Here is a 15,893-nt window from a genome sequence, read left to right as displayed (position 1 = left end):
TAGAAGTTAAACCGGGTTAAAAATCAGCCGCCCAATTGCAAGCCTTTGTAAGCACTTGTTTCCGCTGCGAATAGGTCCAATCTATCGGTAAATACCGCGCTGACACCCCGCCCGAACAGGTCCTGGGCCTGCTCCGGCGTATTGACGGTGTAGCAGAGAACCGGAATTCCTTTGGCATGCGCTTCGGCCAGCGCTCCATCCTCCAGATGCCTGGCGTTGCAATGCAGCGTCAACGCCTGCACCCGCTGCATTTCCTGCTGCCAGTCCGCAGGCACCCGTTCGAACAACAGGCCGCGCGGGATTTCCGGCGCCAGGTTGCGGGCGATGGCGACTGCCTCGAGTGAAAAGGACGAAATCAGCGGCATTACTGCCGCCCCATGCCACAGGGCGGAAGTCTGGCGGGCAACCACCTCGGCTGTCTGGCGTTCGTAGCCTGCCGCCGGCTTGATCTCGACATTGGCCAGCAGGCCATATTCCCGGCACAGCGCGGCCGCCTCGGCAAAGCGCGGAATACGCTCGCCGCCGCCGGCATCGAGGGCAAAAAGCACGATATCCGGCGTGTCGCAGACGCGGCCGACACCGTTGGTCGTCCGCTCCAGCGTTTCATCGTGAATGACCACCGGCGTGCCCTCAGCCGACAGCATGACGTCGAATTCGACGGCCCGATAGCCAAGCCGGGCCGCCAGCCGGATGCCGGCCAGCGTGTTTTCCGGGGCGAGCGAACCGCCGCCGCGATGGGCAAACCAGCGCGGCAGCGGCAGTTGCATCAGAAGGGCTGCGCCTTCTTCAGCACCGCCTTGGCGGCGAGCACCGCATTGCCGCGCGTCACCGCCGTATCGAGCGCCGCCTTGGCCGGCTTCTTGTCGGCCCACACCGCCTCCAGCTCCTCGTTGGCGATGATGCGCACCGGGTCGGCGTCGGCGACGTGCGGCACGTGCGAGGTGCCGCGCCCCTTCATCGAGGCATAGGCCACTTCCAGGGTCTTGTCGCCATCCTGCAGCAACTTGCTGCGCGCCGCCGAGCGGGCCGCAGTGGTCAGCGGCAGGCCGCCATAGACGCGGACCAGCTCGACCTGCATTTCCGGCGACAGCAGGAAGGAAACGAACTTCGCCGCCTGCTTGTACTCGGCGGCCGACTTGCCGGCGCCAGCCCACAGCGACGCGCCGTCGGCCAGCGAACTCTGCCGCCCGCCATAAACGTCATCGTGGTACGGCATGGGCGCCACGCCCAGCTCTACCCCCTTGGCGTCGCGGAAATCGATATGTTCGCGCGAATCGGTGGTGATCATCGCGCATTCGCCGTCATGGAACTTGGCGCTGGCTTCATTGCGGCGGCCGAACAGCTTGAAGTAGTTGGCCTTGGTCCACGTCGCCATCATCGCGATGTGCTTGACCTGCGGCAGACCATTGAAGGTCAGCACGCCTTTTTCATTGACCGCCGGCACGCCGGATACGGCGCTGACGTTGTCGATATGCACCCAAACCGGCCACGACGAGGTGTACGGGCAGGCATAGCCGGCATCCTGAAGCTTGTCGAGCACGCCTTGCATTTCGAACCAGGTCTTCGGCGGCTGCTCGGGATCCAGCTTGGCCTTGCGGAAAGCGTTCTTGTTGTAGAACAGCACCGGGGTCGAATAGACCAGCGGTAGGGCGACCAGGCGCCCCTTGCCATCAACCACGCCGGACTTCAGGTCGGCCGACAGGTCGGTCAGCTTCAGCGGCTGCCCGGCCTTGGCCATCATTTCGTGGAGCGGCACGAAATTCTTCGGCTGCGTCAGCACCTCGGTCATGTCGTAACGGCGCACCAGATTCAGGCCAGCCGGCTTCTCGCCCTTTTCCAGGCGAGTCAGTTTCAGATTGCCACCGGTCTCCTTGTTGAAGCGATCGACCACCGCCTGCAACTGCTCCTCGCCCACCGGCCCCAGGTTGTGCGCGAGTTCGAAATCGGCCGCGGCCTGGGCTACCGGTGCCGGCTTGGCGACTGCTTTGGCGGGCTTGGCGGCCATTGCCGACGAACCTGCGCAAGCCAGGGCAACGGCGATGACGGAAGGGAGAATGCGATGCTGCATGGGTACTCCAAAGGGGGGCGAAAAGTGGGCCATTATACCCGCCGAACAAGGGACCACGAGGGGCTACGCGGCCCCACATTTTTCGCAAATATGCGAGAATCGCGGCCATGTACAAGCTCATTCCTGCCCTCATTGCCGCCCTTGCCCTGACGGCCTGCGACCAGATCGAACAGAAGCTGGGCCTGGAAGATCCGGCCAAGAAAGAAGCCCGCATGGAACCCGAGGCCAAGGCCGTCGGCAGCGCATGCCGGCAATCGGGACGCGCCATCGAGGACTGCTACGCCATCTACGGCTGGCTGCCCAAGGCCGGCATCTACGCCGGCTGGCGCGAGATGGACGAATACATGCGGGAAAACAAGCTGGAAACCGTTGCCCCGCAACTGCCGCCCCCCGAACCGCCGGGCACCAAGAAGAAAGCCAGGAAAACCACCGAGGACGCACCAGTAGGCGAAGCGAAGGCCGAAACCAAGGCGGAAGTGAAGTCCGAGGCCAAGGCGGAAGCCAGGGCCGACAGCGAGAAAAAAGCGGACAAACACTAAATGGCGATTGCCGGGGCGGATTAGCGCCGCCGAGGGAGGATACTGATGCGCCCGCCAGCCTACATGACGGGGATTCGCGGCAAGCTGATCGCCATCTTCGTGGCGATCAAGGTGGTTCCGCTGCTGCTGCTCGCTGGATTTGCCTGGCTGGCGACGAATCAGCTGGGCGACGACGTATCGGGCAAGGCCGCCGGCATGGCCGACAGCATGCTGGCGACCATGAAGTCTATCGGCCAGACGGTCACTGACGATTCGATTCGAGCCCTCGACCTGCGCTCCCGGGAGGCCATCGAGGCGATGACCACCCATACCGCCCGGGAAATCGCCAGCTTCCTGTACGACCGGGACGCCGACATCCGGCAGGCGGCGGCGCTCGAACCATCCGCCGCGGCGTTTGCCCGCTTCCTGGCCGAACGCCAGCGCGAGCTTTACCGGCACGGCCCGTGGCAACTGGCCGCCGACGGCAAGTCGTGGGTTCCGGAAACCCCGGTCGTCCGCGACGCCAAGGTTACCCGCCCCATCCTGGCCGACAACGCCAAAGATTTCCATGCCCGGCCGGCGGAATATCTCGGGGAAGCCGAACGGCGCCCGCTATTCGTCGAAATGACCTACATCGACCTGGCCGGCAACGAAAAGATCAAGGTGACCCGCGGCGACCTGACCGACAAAACACTGCGCAACATCACCAACCCGGCGAACACCTTCGTCAAGGCGGAAAGCTATTTCGCCGAACTGAAGAAGCTGAATCCAGGAGAAATCTACGTCTCCGACGTCATCGGCGCCTATGTGCCAACCCAGGTCATCGGCCCCTACCTGCCGGCGACGCTGGACAAGGCCGGCAAGCCGTTCACGCCGCAGGAATCGGCCTATGCCGGGACAGAAAACCCTCTCGGCAGGCGCTTCCGCGGCATCGTCCGCTGGGCCATGCCGGTGCTCAAGGGAGGCCGGATCGAGGGTTACGTGACGCTGGCCCTGGACCACGACCATATCCGCCAATATTCCGACCGCCTGATGCCGACTGCGGAGCGCTACACGCCGATCGCCGACGCCATCAAGGGCAACTACGCCTTCCTGTGGGACCACAACAGCCGCGCCATTTCCCATCCGCGCGACTACATGATCGTCGGCTACGACCCGCAAACCGGACACCCGGCGACACCCTGGATGGATGAAGACCTGTATGCCGAGTGGCAGGCCAGCGGCAAACCGTCCGACGAATTCCTGGCCGGCATTCCGCCCTTCCGCGACCAGAACCTCAAGCGCAAGCCGGCCAAGGCGCTGGCCAAGGCCGGCACGGTCGGCCTCGACTGCCGCTACCTGAATTTCTCGCCGCAGTGCGACGGCTGGAACGCAGTGACCGAACACGGCGGCTCGGGTTCCTTCGTCATCTTCTTCTCCGGCCTGTGGAAACTGACCACCGCCGCCGCCATTCCCTATTACACCGGCCAGTACGGCAAGACGCCGCAGGGTTTCGGCTTCGTAACCATCGGCGCCAACGTCGATGAATTTCACAAGGCAGCGACCGACACTGCATCCCGGATCAACACCCTGGTCGAAGAAAAGGATCGCGATTTCAAGGCGCAGCGTGGTGCGCTGCTCGAGCACATCGCCAGCAGCCTGGCCTCGACGGCGCTTGGTCTGTGGGGCTCGACCCTACTCATGGTCGTCGTCGTCATCGGCATTGCCGTGTGGATGGCCGGTGTCTTGACCGGGCGCATCACCGGCATGATCGACGGCATCCACGCTTTCCAGAACGGCGACCTGAGCCGCCGCCTGGATGCCCGGTCGACAGACGAAATGGGCGAACTGGCCAGTTCCTTCAACCACATGGCCGACTCGGTCGAAGAGTCCTTCCGCCGGCTCGACGAGGCACGGGAAGAGGCCGAAGAGGCCAGCCGCCAGAAATCGGCCTTCCTGGCCACCATGTCACATGAACTGCGCACCCCGCTCAACGGTATCCTCGGTTTCGCCGATCTGCTGCAGTACGACGTGGAAAAGCCGGAGCACCGGGAATACGCCTCCATCATCCGGCGCAGCGGCGAACACCTGCTCAATCTGGTCAACGAAATTCTCGATCTGGCCAAGATCGAATCCGGCGAAATGATCTTCAAGTATGCCCCGGTCTCCATCGCCGGCATCGTGGACGAATGCGTCGCCGGGCATCGGGTCGCGGCCGAGAAGAAAGCCCTGCAGTTCACGCTGGACATGGCGGAAAATCTGCCCGCGGAGTTCCTGACCGACCCGACCCGGCTGCGCCAGATTCTGAACAATTTGTTGAGCAATGCCGTCAAATTTACAGCGTACGGCGAAGTCAGCCTCAAGGTAAGCTTGGTGGACGGCCACATCGCCTTTGCCGTGCGCGACACCGGTGTCGGCATCCCGGCCGAAAGCCTGGACACCATCTTCGAGAAATTCAAGCAGCTCGAACATTTCCTGACCCGGGAACACGGAGGGACCGGTCTGGGTCTGGCCCTGGTCAAACAACTGGTCGACCACCTGCACGGTCGCATCGCGGTTGATTCCGCGCCGGGCATCGGTTCGACCTTTACCGTCTATCTGCCCGTGGAGGGCTGACATGAATGAACAACGCCTGGCCCTCGTCGTCGACGACCATTACACCAACCGCCTGCTCGCCGCGACCCTGCTCAAACGCCTGAGATGGAGCGTGCTGGAAGCGTCGGACGGCCTGTCCGCCCTGGCCCTGAGCCGGGAAAACGACTTGCGCCTGATCCTGCTCGATATCAGCATGCCCGGCCTGTCCGGCGAGGAAACCTGCCGCCAGCTGCGTGCCGCCCATGACGGCAGCCCGCTCAAAATCATCGCCTATACCGCGCATGCCTTTGCCGAGGACCGGCAACGCCTGCTGGCTGGCGGCTTCGACGAAGTACTGGTCAAGCCGATCACCCGACAACAGTTGGAAAACCTGGTCGGCGACCTGTAGCCGGACCTGGCCGGAAGCACATTTCTCTCGTCATCCGACAGACTGCTTAGGTAATCTGACCGACAGTTGCCGGTAGGCGTATAATCCGGCCCCATGTCTGAAATCAATACCTTAGCCGGCGTCTCCGCCGACGCCCCGGCTGCCGAAGCAGCCCCCGAAATCACCTTTGCCGACCTCGGCCTCGCGCCCGAACTGCTGCGTGCCGTCACCGACGAGGGCTACACCAAGCCGACGCCGATCCAGGCCAAGGCCATTCCGCTCGTCATCAGCGGCAAGGACATCATGGGCGGCGCGCAGACCGGCACCGGCAAGACGGCCGCCTTCACGCTGCCCATCCTGCAGCGCATCCTGCCCTTCGCCAGCAGCAGCCCGTCGCCGGCCAAGCACCCGGTGCGCGCCCTGATCCTCGCGCCGACCCGCGAACTGGCGCTGCAAGTCTTCGAGTCGGTCAAGGCCTACAGCAAGCACACACCGATCCGCGCCATGTGCGCCTTCGGCGGCGTCGACATCAAGCCGCAGATCGCCGAACTGAAAAAGGGCGTCGAAATCCTCGTCGCCACGCCGGGCCGCCTGCTCGACCACGTCGAGAACAAGAGCGTCAGCTTCAACTCGGTGCAGGCCCTGGTCCTCGACGAAGCCGACCGCATGCTCGACATGGGCTTCATCCCCGACGTCACGCGCATCCTCAAGATGCTGCCGGCCCAACGCCAGAGCTTGCTCTTCTCGGCCACCTTCTCGGAAGAGATCAAGAAGCTGGCCGACACCATGCTGCAGTCGCCGGTGCTGGTCGAAGTCGCGCGCCGCAACCAGGTGTCGGACACCATCACCCACCGCGTCCATCCGGTTTCCGAATACGGCAAGCGCGGCCTGCTGACCAAGCTGCTCAAGTCCGGCGAAATCCGTCAGTGCATCGTCTTCATGCGCACCAAGCAGGGTTGCTCGCGCCTGACCCGCGAACTGCAGCGCTCCGGCATCCAGGCCGACGCCATCCACGGCGACAAGAGCCAGCTCGACCGCATCAAGGCACTCGACGCCTTCAAGGCCGGTGAAACGCACGCGCTGATCGCCACCGACGTCGCCGCCCGCGGCCTCGACGTCGATGACCTGCCCTATGTCATCAACTACGAACTGCCGCACACGCCGGAAGACTACGTGCACCGCATTGGCCGCACCGGTCGCGCCGGCAAGATGGGTAATGCCATTTCGCTGGTCAGCGCGCACGAAGTCGGCTATCTGGTCGATATCGAAAAGCTGATCAAGCGGCCGATCGAGCAGATCGAAGTAGCCGGCTTCGAACCGGAACCGGAATACGAATACCCCCCGGGCAACAAACGCAAGCGCCATGCCCCGCCAGTCGTCGCCCCGGTCGCCCAGCGCCCCGAGCGTGGCGACCGCACCGGCCGTCCGGAACGCAGCGACCGCCAGGAGCGCCGCCCGCGCCGCAACCCGATGATCGCCGCTGACGGCTTCGACTTCAGCAAGCCGTACGAAGAAACCACTCCGCGCGGCGATGTCCCGGATTCGCCCACGGCGCCGCCCAAAGCCGACCCGCACAAGCCGAAACGGGTCGTCGCCGCCCTTCTCGGCGGACTCGGCCGCAAATAACAGGGCTGACAAAGAAAAAACGGCGCCGCGAAGGCGCCGTTTTTGCGTCTGGCCCGTCTCAGCCCCGGGGGCGCGGCACAAAACCCGGCGGCGGGGCCGGCTTCTTCGGTGGCAAGGCATCGATCAGCTTGATGATCGCCAGCGACAGGTTGTCGCCGCCGCCCTTGCCCCGTTGCCGCGCCTTGTCGATCAGGATTTCGCAAGCCTGGCGAGCGGAATTGTCGGCGATCAGCGTGCCCAGCTCGAGATCGTCGAAATAGGCCCACAAGCCGTCGGAGCAGAGAACGAAAGAATCGCCCGCCACCAGTTCGCTCACCTCGTCGAGGGTGATCTTGGGATCTTCCTGACCGCCCAGCGACGCGAGCAGCACGTTACGGTTGGGGTGGTTCAGCGCCTCGGCCGGGGTAATTTTCCCCGTGGCGATGAGATGTTCGACGTAGGAGTGGTCGATGGTCCGGCGCACCAGTTGCTTGCCGCGGAAATGATACAGACGGCTGTCGCCGCAGTGCCCCCAGGTCACGCGCCCGGGTTGCAGAAGCAGCATGACCGCCGTACTGTGCGGGTCCATTTCGTTCATGAAGCGCGACGCCTTGATCATGGTGTGCGCCTCCTGCATGCTGTTTTGGAGCATGTGCTGCGGTGATTCGTCAGTGCCGATGAAATGGTCGAGGTTGGTTTTGGCGGTATGCACCACCTGTTCGGCCGCCAGCGCGCCGCCGGTGTGCCCGCCCATGCCGTCGGCGACCACCGCCAGCGCTACCCCCTTGCGGCGGGCATGCGGCAGGATCGCGACGCGATCCTGCTGTTCTTTCCGATCTCCCTGATGCTGTGCTGCGCAGGCATCGATTGCTATCGACATCCATCCTCCTTTTTTGGGAGGGAAGGTTATCACGAAACGGAAAGCGGTCGCTTAACCGCGTTGCGCGGCAAAATATCGAATCAGGACAAGGCTTCGTCGATGACCTCTACCCAGTGGCGCACCGGCAATCCGCCGCCCGCTTGCAGATGGGTCAGGCAACCGATGTTGGCGGTGGCCACCAGGGCCGGCCCGCCGGCATTGAGCGCCGCCAGCTTGTTGCTGCGCAGGCGATCGGCCAGTTCCGGCTGCAGTACCGAATAGGTACCGGCCGAACCGCAGCACAGATGGCTGTCGGCCACTGGGGTCAGCGCATAGCCGGCCGCCTGGAGCAGCTCTTCGATCACCCCTCGTATCTTCAAACCATGCTGCAGCGTGCAGGGTGAATGGAAGGCCAGCTTGACCTGCGCCCCGGGCGCATGTTGCACCAGGGGAAGCAGCCGGTCCTTCTCGGCCACTAGAATCTCGGAAGGGTCGCGGCAGAGCGCGCTGATCCGTGCCGCCTTCTGGGCATAGGCCGCATCGTCGGCTAGGACGTGGCCGTAATCCTTGACTTGGACGCCACAGCCGGAAGCGGTCACGACTATGGCTTCGATCCCGGCTTCGATATGCGGCCACCAGGCGTCGATATTGCGGCGCATATCATCCTTGCCGGCCGCCTGGTCGTTCAGATGAAAGCGCAAGGCACCGCAACAGCCCGCCTTGGCTTCCTCGAACAAGGCGATGCCGAGACGATCGAGGATACGGGCCGTCGCCCCATTGATATTGGGGGCCAGCGACGGCTGGACGCAACCGGCTAGCACCAGCATGCGCCGGGCATGCGCTGCTGCCGGCGGCCACGGCCGGCCAGCGCCAGGCGCCGGTGGCAGCTTGTCGGCCAGCGACGAGGGCAGCAAGGGTTTGGCCACCCGCGCCGCCGCTACCAGAGGGCCAAACAGGGCAGGATTGGGCAGCACCGTCCTGAGCAAGGCGCGCGTCACGGCATCGCCCAGGCGCCGCGGCAGTTTCTCTTCGACCACGGCCCGCCCGACATCGAGGAGATGGCTGTATTTGACGCCCGACGGGCAGGTCGTTTCGCAGGAACGGCAGGTCAGGCAGCGATCGAGATGGGTGCGCGTCTTCTCAGTGACCGGCTTGCCCTCGAGCACCTGCTTGATCAGGTAGATGCGGCCGCGCGGCCCGTCGAGTTCGTCGCCGAGCAGTTGGTAAGTCGGACAGGTTGCCGTGCAGAAACCGCAATGCACGCATTTGCGCAGGATTTCCTCGGCCACCTGGCCGTCATGCGTGGCCCGCAACTCGTCAGTGATTCTGGTTTCCATCAGAACTCCGCGTACAAACGACCGGGATTCAGGATGCCCTTCGGATCGAAGGACTCTTTCAGGCGGCGGTGCAAGGCGAGCAGCGCCGGCGACAGCGACGCGAAAGCGCCCTCCCGGCAACGTAGGGACTCCGGCGCGCGGTACAGCACAGCGTGGCCGCCAAGCCGGCTGGCCGCCCCGCGCACCGCCTCCTGCTCGCCGGCATACCAGCGCAGCGCCCCGCCCCATTCGATGGCGCGCAAGCCAGCCAACCCCGGTTCGCCGGCCGTCGACGGCAGGGCCAGACGCCACAGGATGTCGCCGGAAAAAGCCGGATGCGTCTGTTCGCGCACTGATTCCCAGTGCTGCCCCATGTCGCCTTGCACATCGCCGCCCAGCTTGCGGCGGGCGGCATCGACTGCGGCCGGTGCCCCGGAGAGGCGCAGCCACAGCTTTCCGTCATGCCAGAACGACGCTGAAATCGGCAGCGGGTGGCCGCTCCATTGATTGAGCCGGGCGATGGCTTCCCGTTCATCCACTGTGAAGACCAGCGTCTGCTCAGCCGTTGCCCGGGGCAACACTTTCAGCGTCACCTCGGCCAGCACGCCCAAGGTGCCCAGGCTGCCGACCAGCAGACGTGACACGTCGTAGCCAGCGACATTCTTCATGACCTGGCCGCCGAAATTCAAGACCTGCCCGGTACCATCCACCAGCTTGGTTCCCAGCATGAAATCACGCACCGCTCCAGCCTGCTGCCGGCGCGGACCGGACAGGCCGGCCGCGACGCAGCCACCGACCGTGGCCCCGGCAAAGTGCGGCGGCTCGAAAGCCAGCATCTGCCCTTTCTCATCCAACGCCGCCTCGATTTCGCTCAGCGGCGTGCCGCATTTGGCCGTGACGTACAGTTCGGTCGGCTCATAGGCCACGATGCCGCGATAGCCCGAGACATCCAGCACGTCACCGGACAGCATGCCGCCGTAAAAATCCTTGCTGCCAGCACCGCGGATGCGCAGCGCGCTATGTACGTCATGCGCCGCCTTGACGGCCTGAACGATCTGGTCGAGGGTCATCAGAAGCGCTCCAGTTCCGGAAATTTCAGGTCGCCATGGTGGACATGCATGCGCCCGTATTCGGCGCAGCGATGCAGGCTGGGCACCGCCTTGCCGGGATTGAGCAGGCCGGTCTCGTCGAAGGCCGACTTGATGCGGCGGAAGGCGTCCAACTCGGGGGTCGTGTACTGCACGCACATCTGGTTGATTTTCTCGACGCCGACGCCGTGCTCGCCGGTGATCGAGCCGCCGAGCGCCACCGACAATTCGAGGATTTCCGCGCCAAAGGCCTCGGCTCGCTCCCAACTGCCCGGCTGCGCGGTGTCGTACATGATCAACGGATGCAGGTTGCCGTCGCCGGCATGGAAGACGTTGGCGCAGCGCAGGCCGTATTTCTTCTCCATGGCGACGATGGCCGACAGCATCTCGGCCAGCCGCTTGCGCGGAATGGTGCCGTCCATGCAGTAGTAATCCGGCGTGATGCGGCCGACCGCCGGGAAGGCCGCCTTACGCCCGGCCCAGAAGCGCAGGCGTTCGGCTTCCGAGCCGGACACCTTGATGTTGCCGGCTCCGGCTTGCGTTAGAACGGCGGTCACCCGGGCGATTTCGTCGGCCACCTCCTCCGGCGTACCGTCCGCTTCGCAGAGTAGGATGGCCTCGGCCTCCAGGTCGTAGCCGGCCTTGACGAAGGGTTCGACAGCGGCCGTCGCCGGCTTGTCCATCATTTCCAGACCGGCCGGGATGATGCCGGCGGCGATAATGGCGGCCACCGCATCGCCGGCTTTTGCCACGTCGTTGAAGGAGGCCATGACAACCTGCGCCAGTTCGGGCTTGGGCACCAGCTTGACGGTCACTTCGGTGACTACGCCGAGCATGCCCTCGGAGCCGATGAGCAGCGCGAGCAAATCGTAGCCCGGCGCGTCCGGCCCCTCGCTGCCGATTTCGAACACCTCGCCCTCGATGCTGACGACGCGGATGCGCAACACGTTATGAACAGTCAGGCCGTACTTCAGGCAATGCACACCACCCGAGTTCTCGGCGACGTTGCCGCCCAGGGTGCAGGCGATCTGCGACGAGGGATCGGGCGCGTAATAGAGGCCGTGCGGCGCCGCCGCCTCGGATACCGCCAGGTTACGCACCCCGGGTTGGACCACCGCCAGCCGAGCGAGCGGATCGACGCGCAGGATCTTGTTGAAGCGGGCCAGCGACAGCACAACGCCTTGGGCATGCGGCATCGCGCCGCCGGAAAGGCCGGTACCGGCGCCACGAGCGACGACCGGCACGGCCAGCTGATGGCAAGTGCGCAGGATGTCGATGACCTGCGCCTCGGTCTCCGGCAGGCAGACCACCAGCGGCAGTTCGCGATAGGCCGTCAGCCCGTCGCATTCATAGGGACGCAGATCCTCTTCCTCGGCCAACAGACAGCGCTCCGGCAAAAAAAGCCGGAGACGCCGAACCAGGCCCGATTTATCTACCGCAAAAGCAGCGTCGTCTGTTGTCGTCATGATGGCTGTATCACCTGATCAGGATGGCGCGAAAATCGTTGACGTTGGTGCGTGTCGGCCCGGTCACCAGCAAATCGCCGAGCCGGGAAAAACAATACCATGCATCGTTGTCGGCCAGATGCTGCCGCAGGTCGAGACCGAGCGCCTTGGCGCGTTGCAGGCTATCCGGCCCGACGAAGGCGCCGGCGTTGTCCTCGCTGCCGTCGATCCCGTCGGTGTCGGCCGCCAGGGCATCGATACCGGGCGCACCGCCGAGGGCCAGCGCCAGGCCGAGCAGGAATTCCGTATTGCGCCCACCGCGCCCTTCGCCGCGGACCGTGACGGTGGTTTCCCCCCCGGAGAGCAAAACGCACGGCCCGCTGGCGGGAAAACCGTTGCGCGTGCAGGACAGCGCGATGCCGGCCAGTACCTTGCCCACTTCGCGCGCCTCGCCTTCGATCGCATCGCCGAGAATGAGCGGGGTGATACCCAACCGGCGCGCCTCGCCGGCCGCCGCCTCGAGCATCTGGCGCGGGCTGGCGATCATCCGATATTCGCTGTTGGCCAGCCGCCGGTCTCCCGGCTTCGGCGTTTCCAGTTCCGCCGAGGCCAGACGCTGGCGCAGGTCGCCCGACAGGTCGATGGCGTAGAAATCGAGAATCGCCAACGCCTCGGCCGCCGTCGTCGGATCGGCCACGGTCGGCCCGGAAGCGATCACCGCCGGATCGTCGCCCGGCACGTCCGAAATGGCCAGGGTCAGTACGCTGGCAGGCCATGCAGCAGCAGCCAGGCGGCCGCCCTTGATCGCTGACAGATGCTTGCGCACGCAATTGATTTCGCCTATCGAAGCCCCGGATTTCAACAGGGCGGACGTGATCGCCCGTTTATCGGGCAGCGACAAGCCGTCCGCCGGCGCCGCCAGCAAGGCCGAGCCGCCGCCCGAAATCAGCGCCAGCACACGGTCGCCCGGATTCAGCCCCGACACCTTATGCAGGATGCGCGCGGCGGCCGCTTCACCGGCAGCGTCCGGTACCGGATGCGCGGCCTCGACAATTTCGATCCGGTCGCACGGCACACCATGGCCGTAGCGCGTCACGACCAGTCCTTCCAGCGGCCCGGACCAATGCTGCTCAACAGCGCGCGCCATGGCCGCCGACGCTTTGCCGGCGCCGATGACGATCAGGCGTCCGCCGTCATCCGCCGGCAAATGCGGCGGCACGCACAGCGCCGGATCGGAAGCGGCGAGCGCGACGTCAAACAGGCGGCGCAGGATGTCGTACCCCTTCATTTCGGCATCCATCCCAGCCCCTCCTCGGTTGTCGCCAGTGGTTTGTATTCACAGCCGATCCAGCCGGCATAGCCTAGGCGGTCGAGAACTGAAAACAGGAAGGGATAATTGATTTCCCCGGTTCCCGGTTCATGGCGCCCCGGATTGTCGGCAATCTGGACATGGCCGATCTGCGCGATGTTTTCCTCTATCGTCCGCGCCAGATCGCCCTGGATGATTTGCGCATGGTAGAGATCGAGTTGCAGCTTGACGTTGCTGCGGTCGATGCTTTCGATCAGGCGCAGCGCCTTGTCGATACCGTCCAGCCAGTAACCCGGCATGTCGATGCGGCTGTTTATCGGTTCAACCATGACCGTCGCCCCTATGGTTGCGAAGCGATCGGCTGCATGGCGCAGGTTGGCGACATAGACGGCCTCCAGTTCGGCCTCCGCAACGGCCCATGGCCGCAAGCCGGCCATGCAATGCACACGCTGGCAATCGAGCACCATCGCGTAATTCAACGCCTGTTCGACACCTTCGGCGAACTCGCCCTGGCGGTCCGGCAAGCAGGCCAGACCGCGCTCGCCATTGGCCCAGTCGCCCGGCGGCAGATTGAACAGCACCTGCTCGACATCCGCCGCCTTCAGCCATTCGGCCACCTCGGACGCCGGCCAGTCATAGGGAAAAAGGTACTCGACGCCCTGGAAACCAGCGGCGGCGGCCAGTCGAAATCGCTCCCGGAAAATGTGGTCGGTGAACAGGAAACTCAGGTTGGCAGCGAACTTTGGCATGGTCACGACAGTCTCTAGCACGGCCTGTCAGTATAATCTCGCCATACAAGGAGAAACATCGTGACCGAGAAGCGCAACGACACCGAACGCAAGGGTAACCGCCTGTCCAAGATCGTCACTCGGACCGGCGATGCCGGCACCACCGGGCTCGGCGATGGCAGCCGGACGACCAAGGACAGCCTGCGCATCGACGCCATCGGCGAGGTTGACGAACTGAACTCCAGCATTGGCCTGCTGCTGTGTGAGGAACTGCCTGAACCCGTCCGCGCCGCGCTGCTCGACATCCAACACGACCTATTCGACCTCGGCGGCGAACTGTGCCTGCCCGGCATGGCCGTCATGAAGGATGCCCAGGTCGCCCGCCTCGAGGAACTGGCCGAGGAGTTCAACCACGACCTGCCGATGCTCAAGGAATTCATCCTGCCCGGCGGCGCCCGCCCGGCTGCCGTCGCCCATCTCTGCCGCACCGTATGTCGCCGTGCCGAGCGTGCCATGGTACGTCTGCATGGCGCCGAACCGCTCTCCGACGCAGCGCGTCGTTACATCAACCGCCTGTCGGATCTGCTCTTCATTCTTGGCCGCCTGCTCAACCGTGCCGGCGGCCGGGGTGACGTGCTGTGGCAAAAAGGCAAGAACGCCGTCTGAAACGATACCACCGGCCTGAGCAGTACATTGAATCGTGTTCCGCGTCATCACCACCTATCGCAACGGAATTGCCCGCCCCATCGTCGAAAAGGGGCCTTGGCATCCGTCGCGCCAACACACCGAATACTGGGCGGAACAGCTGCAACAGGCCGGTTATATCGTCGAAATAGAAAGTCAGGGCAGCGGTGGCGTGGCCAACAGCGATCACTCCGACCTTGCCGCAGCCCTCGCCAGCATGGCTTGAGCATGAAAGATCGGTAGTCTGAACCGAAACGCGTAACATCGGGGAAAAGCATTCCACCAGGAGACAGCCCGATGAACATTCCGCAGCTTGCCACGATCAGCATCACCGTCGCCGACCACATTGCCGATATCCGGCTCAACCGCCCGAACCGATCCAATGCCATAAACGACGCCATGTGGCAGGAAATCCGCCAGGTTTTCGAGTGGGTGGATGGCACAATCGAAATCCGCGTCGCCATCCTGAGCGGCGAAGGCAACAATTTTTGCGCTGGCATCGATCTCGGTATGCTAGCCAGCATCCAGCAACGGATCGCCCACACCGACGGCGCCCGCAGCCGCGAAACCCTGCGCCGCCTGATCCTCAACCTCCAGGATTGCCTGAGCAGCATCGAACGCTGCCGCAAGCCCGTACTTGCCGCCATCCACGGGGCCTGTGTCGGCGGCGCACTCGATCTGGTCACCTGCTGCGACATGCGCTACGTCGCAGCTGACTCCTTTTTCTCGATCAAGGAAATTGACGTCGGCATGGTGGCCGATGTCGGTACCCTGCAACGCCTACCCCGCCTGATCGGCGACGGAATCACCCGTGAACTGGCCTATACCGGGCGCGAAGTCGATGCCGAAGAAGCCCTGCGACTCGGCCTCGCCAACCGTATTTTCGGCTCGATCTCGGAACTGAATGCAGGAGTTCGCAAAATTGCTGTCACTATCGCAGCCAAATCTCCGCTTGCCATCCGGGGTAGCAAAGAAATACTCAACTACAGCCGCGACCACTCGATCGCCGACGGGCTGACTTACGTTGCCACTTGGAACTCCATGGCGCTGCTCTCAGTCGATCTTGCCGAAAGCATGCAAGCACATAAGAAAAATTGCCCACCGCGCTTTGAAGACTGAGGATCGTAGTCTGTCCCGACTTCAGCCGTTTCCACCCGTATCTTTGCCGGCCTGCTGTTCAGCAGCATTCCCGATTGATTTGCTTGCCAGCAGTCGAAACGGACGCTCTAAAGCCTCAAGCCCCAGTTGGTAGAGCGGATAGATTTTACAGATCCAAAGCAAAAACCCCCTACCGATTTCTCGGAGGGGGTTTTTAGTATGGGAGTCTGGCGT

Annotated in this window: 16 protein-coding genes; 7 read left to right on the top strand and 9 right to left on the bottom strand. The window is 64.0% G+C overall.

Going from position 1 to position 15,893, the window contains the following annotated elements; genetic code table 11:
* Positions 1 to 23: 23 nt before the first annotated feature.
* Both ugpQ and LZ012_RS18030 read right to left on the bottom strand, forming a co-directional pair.
* Complete coding sequence (gene ugpQ, locus LZ012_RS18035) at positions 24 to 767, bottom strand: glycerophosphodiester phosphodiesterase (RefSeq protein ID WP_275712316.1); 744 nt, start codon at positions 765 to 767, stop codon at positions 24 to 26.
* Positions 767 to 2,068: an extracellular solute-binding protein gene (locus LZ012_RS18030; RefSeq protein WP_275712315.1), complete on the bottom strand. Its 1,302-nt coding sequence runs from the start codon at positions 2,066 to 2,068 to the stop codon at positions 767 to 769. Before LZ012_RS18030 ends, ugpQ begins: the two co-directional genes overlap by 1 nt.
* Positions 2,069 to 2,175: 107 nt before the next feature.
* On the opposite strand from LZ012_RS18030, the gene LZ012_RS18025 reads away from it, so the two are divergent.
* The 4 genes from LZ012_RS18025 (at position 2,176) to LZ012_RS18010 (ending at position 7,153) form a co-directional block, all read left to right on the top strand.
* Positions 2,176 to 2,607 (top strand): hypothetical protein, encoded by a 432-nt coding sequence (locus tag LZ012_RS18025; RefSeq protein ID WP_275712314.1) that lies wholly within the window; start codon positions 2,176 to 2,178, stop codon positions 2,605 to 2,607.
* 45 nt (positions 2,608 to 2,652) lie between these two features.
* Positions 2,653 to 5,181 (top strand): sensor histidine kinase, encoded by a 2,529-nt coding sequence (locus tag LZ012_RS18020; protein ID WP_275712313.1) that lies wholly within the window; start codon positions 2,653 to 2,655, stop codon positions 5,179 to 5,181.
* A 1-nt stretch (position 5,182) separates the two neighbouring features.
* The gene (locus LZ012_RS18015) at positions 5,183 to 5,548 is read left to right on the top strand and encodes a response regulator (RefSeq protein ID WP_275712312.1); all 366 of its coding nucleotides are present in this window, start codon (positions 5,183 to 5,185) and stop codon (positions 5,546 to 5,548) included.
* A 159-nt stretch (positions 5,549 to 5,707) separates the two neighbouring features.
* On the top strand, positions 5,708 to 7,153 hold the full coding sequence (locus LZ012_RS18010; RefSeq protein WP_275712391.1) for a DEAD/DEAH box helicase: 1,446 nt from the start codon (positions 5,708 to 5,710) through the stop codon (positions 7,151 to 7,153).
* A gap of 58 nt (positions 7,154 to 7,211) precedes the next feature.
* Here the strand turns inward: LZ012_RS18010 and LZ012_RS18005 are convergent, their stop codons facing one another.
* The 6 genes from LZ012_RS18005 to hyi all read right to left on the bottom strand — a co-directional run bounded on the left by LZ012_RS18005 (position 7,212) and on the right by hyi (position 13,898).
* A complete protein-coding gene (locus tag LZ012_RS18005; RefSeq protein ID WP_275712311.1) occupies positions 7,212 to 8,012 on the bottom strand; it encodes a PP2C family protein-serine/threonine phosphatase in 801 nt (266 codons plus the stop codon).
* A gap of 80 nt (positions 8,013 to 8,092) precedes the next feature.
* Positions 8,093 to 9,328, bottom strand: coding sequence for a glycolate oxidase subunit GlcF (gene glcF / locus LZ012_RS18000; RefSeq protein ID WP_275712310.1), 1,236 nt, complete (start codon positions 9,326 to 9,328; stop codon positions 8,093 to 8,095).
* Positions 9,328 to 10,377 carry a glycolate oxidase subunit GlcE gene (gene glcE / locus LZ012_RS17995; protein ID WP_275712309.1) on the bottom strand — a complete coding sequence of 350 codons (1,050 nt, stop codon included), beginning with the start codon at positions 10,375 to 10,377 and terminating at the stop codon, positions 9,328 to 9,330. Before glcE ends, glcF begins: the two co-directional genes overlap by 1 nt.
* On the bottom strand, positions 10,377 to 11,861 hold the full coding sequence (locus tag LZ012_RS17990) for an FAD-linked oxidase C-terminal domain-containing protein (RefSeq protein ID WP_275712308.1): 1,485 nt from the start codon (positions 11,859 to 11,861) through the stop codon (positions 10,377 to 10,379). The genes glcE and LZ012_RS17990 overlap by 1 nt, the downstream gene beginning before the upstream one ends.
* 10 nt (positions 11,862 to 11,871) lie before the next feature.
* On the bottom strand, positions 11,872 to 13,140 hold the full coding sequence (locus tag LZ012_RS17985; RefSeq protein ID WP_275712307.1) for a glycerate kinase type-2 family protein: 1,269 nt from the start codon (positions 13,138 to 13,140) through the stop codon (positions 11,872 to 11,874).
* Complete coding sequence (hyi, locus tag LZ012_RS17980; protein WP_275712390.1) at positions 13,125 to 13,898, bottom strand: hydroxypyruvate isomerase; 774 nt, start codon at positions 13,896 to 13,898, stop codon at positions 13,125 to 13,127. Before hyi ends, LZ012_RS17985 begins: the two co-directional genes overlap by 16 nt.
* A 60-nt stretch (positions 13,899 to 13,958) precedes the next feature.
* Between hyi and LZ012_RS17975 the strand changes: the two genes are divergently transcribed.
* The 3 genes from LZ012_RS17975 (at position 13,959) to LZ012_RS17965 (ending at position 15,680) form a co-directional block, all read left to right on the top strand.
* A complete protein-coding gene (locus tag LZ012_RS17975; protein ID WP_275712305.1) occupies positions 13,959 to 14,543 on the top strand; it encodes a cob(I)yrinic acid a,c-diamide adenosyltransferase in 585 nt (194 codons plus the stop codon).
* A 34-nt stretch (positions 14,544 to 14,577) separates the two neighbouring features.
* On the top strand, positions 14,578 to 14,787 hold the full coding sequence (locus tag LZ012_RS17970; protein ID WP_275712304.1) for a hypothetical protein: 210 nt from the start codon (positions 14,578 to 14,580) through the stop codon (positions 14,785 to 14,787).
* 71 nt (positions 14,788 to 14,858) lie between these two features.
* Positions 14,859 to 15,680 carry a crotonase/enoyl-CoA hydratase family protein gene (locus LZ012_RS17965; protein WP_275712302.1) on the top strand — a complete coding sequence of 274 codons (822 nt, stop codon included), beginning with the start codon at positions 14,859 to 14,861 and terminating at the stop codon, positions 15,678 to 15,680.
* A gap of 21 nt (positions 15,681 to 15,701) precedes the next feature.
* Here LZ012_RS17965 and LZ012_RS17960 read toward each other — a convergent pair.
* The coding region (locus LZ012_RS17960) for a hypothetical protein (protein WP_275712301.1) at positions 15,702 to 15,893 on the bottom strand (192 nt) is incomplete at its 5' end.

This window comes from Dechloromonas hankyongensis (assembly GCF_022012295.1).
GTDB lineage: Bacteria > Pseudomonadota > Gammaproteobacteria > Burkholderiales > Rhodocyclaceae > Azonexus > Azonexus hankyongensis.
The sequence above is the reverse complement of the archived record's forward strand: the minus strand, read 5'-3'. Positions and strand labels throughout refer to the sequence as shown.

Bases quoted from the DNA above. Each gene is read 5' to 3' on its own strand.
- LZ012_RS18020 (WP_275712313.1), top strand. From the start codon at position 2,653: ATGCGCCCGCCAGCCTACATGACGGGGATTCGCGGCAAGCTGATCGCC.
- LZ012_RS17990 (WP_275712308.1), bottom strand. From the start codon at position 11,861: ATGACGACAACAGACGACGCTGCTTTTGCGGTAGATAAATCGGGCCTG.
- hyi (WP_275712390.1), bottom strand. From the start codon at position 13,898: ATGCCAAAGTTCGCTGCCAACCTGAGTTTCCTGTTCACCGACCACATT.
- LZ012_RS17985 (WP_275712307.1), bottom strand. From the start codon at position 13,140: ATGGATGCCGAAATGAAGGGGTACGACATCCTGCGCCGCCTGTTTGAC.
- LZ012_RS18005 (WP_275712311.1), bottom strand. From the start codon at position 8,012: ATGTCGATAGCAATCGATGCCTGCGCAGCACAGCATCAGGGAGATCGG.
- LZ012_RS18025 (WP_275712314.1), top strand. From the start codon at position 2,176: ATGTACAAGCTCATTCCTGCCCTCATTGCCGCCCTTGCCCTGACGGCC.
- LZ012_RS18015 (WP_275712312.1), top strand. From the start codon at position 5,183: ATGAATGAACAACGCCTGGCCCTCGTCGTCGACGACCATTACACCAAC.
- ugpQ (WP_275712316.1), bottom strand. From the start codon at position 767: ATGCAACTGCCGCTGCCGCGCTGGTTTGCCCATCGCGGCGGCGGTTCG.
- LZ012_RS17965 (WP_275712302.1), top strand. From the start codon at position 14,859: ATGAACATTCCGCAGCTTGCCACGATCAGCATCACCGTCGCCGACCAC.
- LZ012_RS18030 (WP_275712315.1), bottom strand. From the start codon at position 2,068: ATGCAGCATCGCATTCTCCCTTCCGTCATCGCCGTTGCCCTGGCTTGC.
- glcE (WP_275712309.1), bottom strand. From the start codon at position 10,377: ATGACCCTCGACCAGATCGTTCAGGCCGTCAAGGCGGCGCATGACGTA.
- glcF (WP_275712310.1), bottom strand. From the start codon at position 9,328: ATGGAAACCAGAATCACTGACGAGTTGCGGGCCACGCATGACGGCCAG.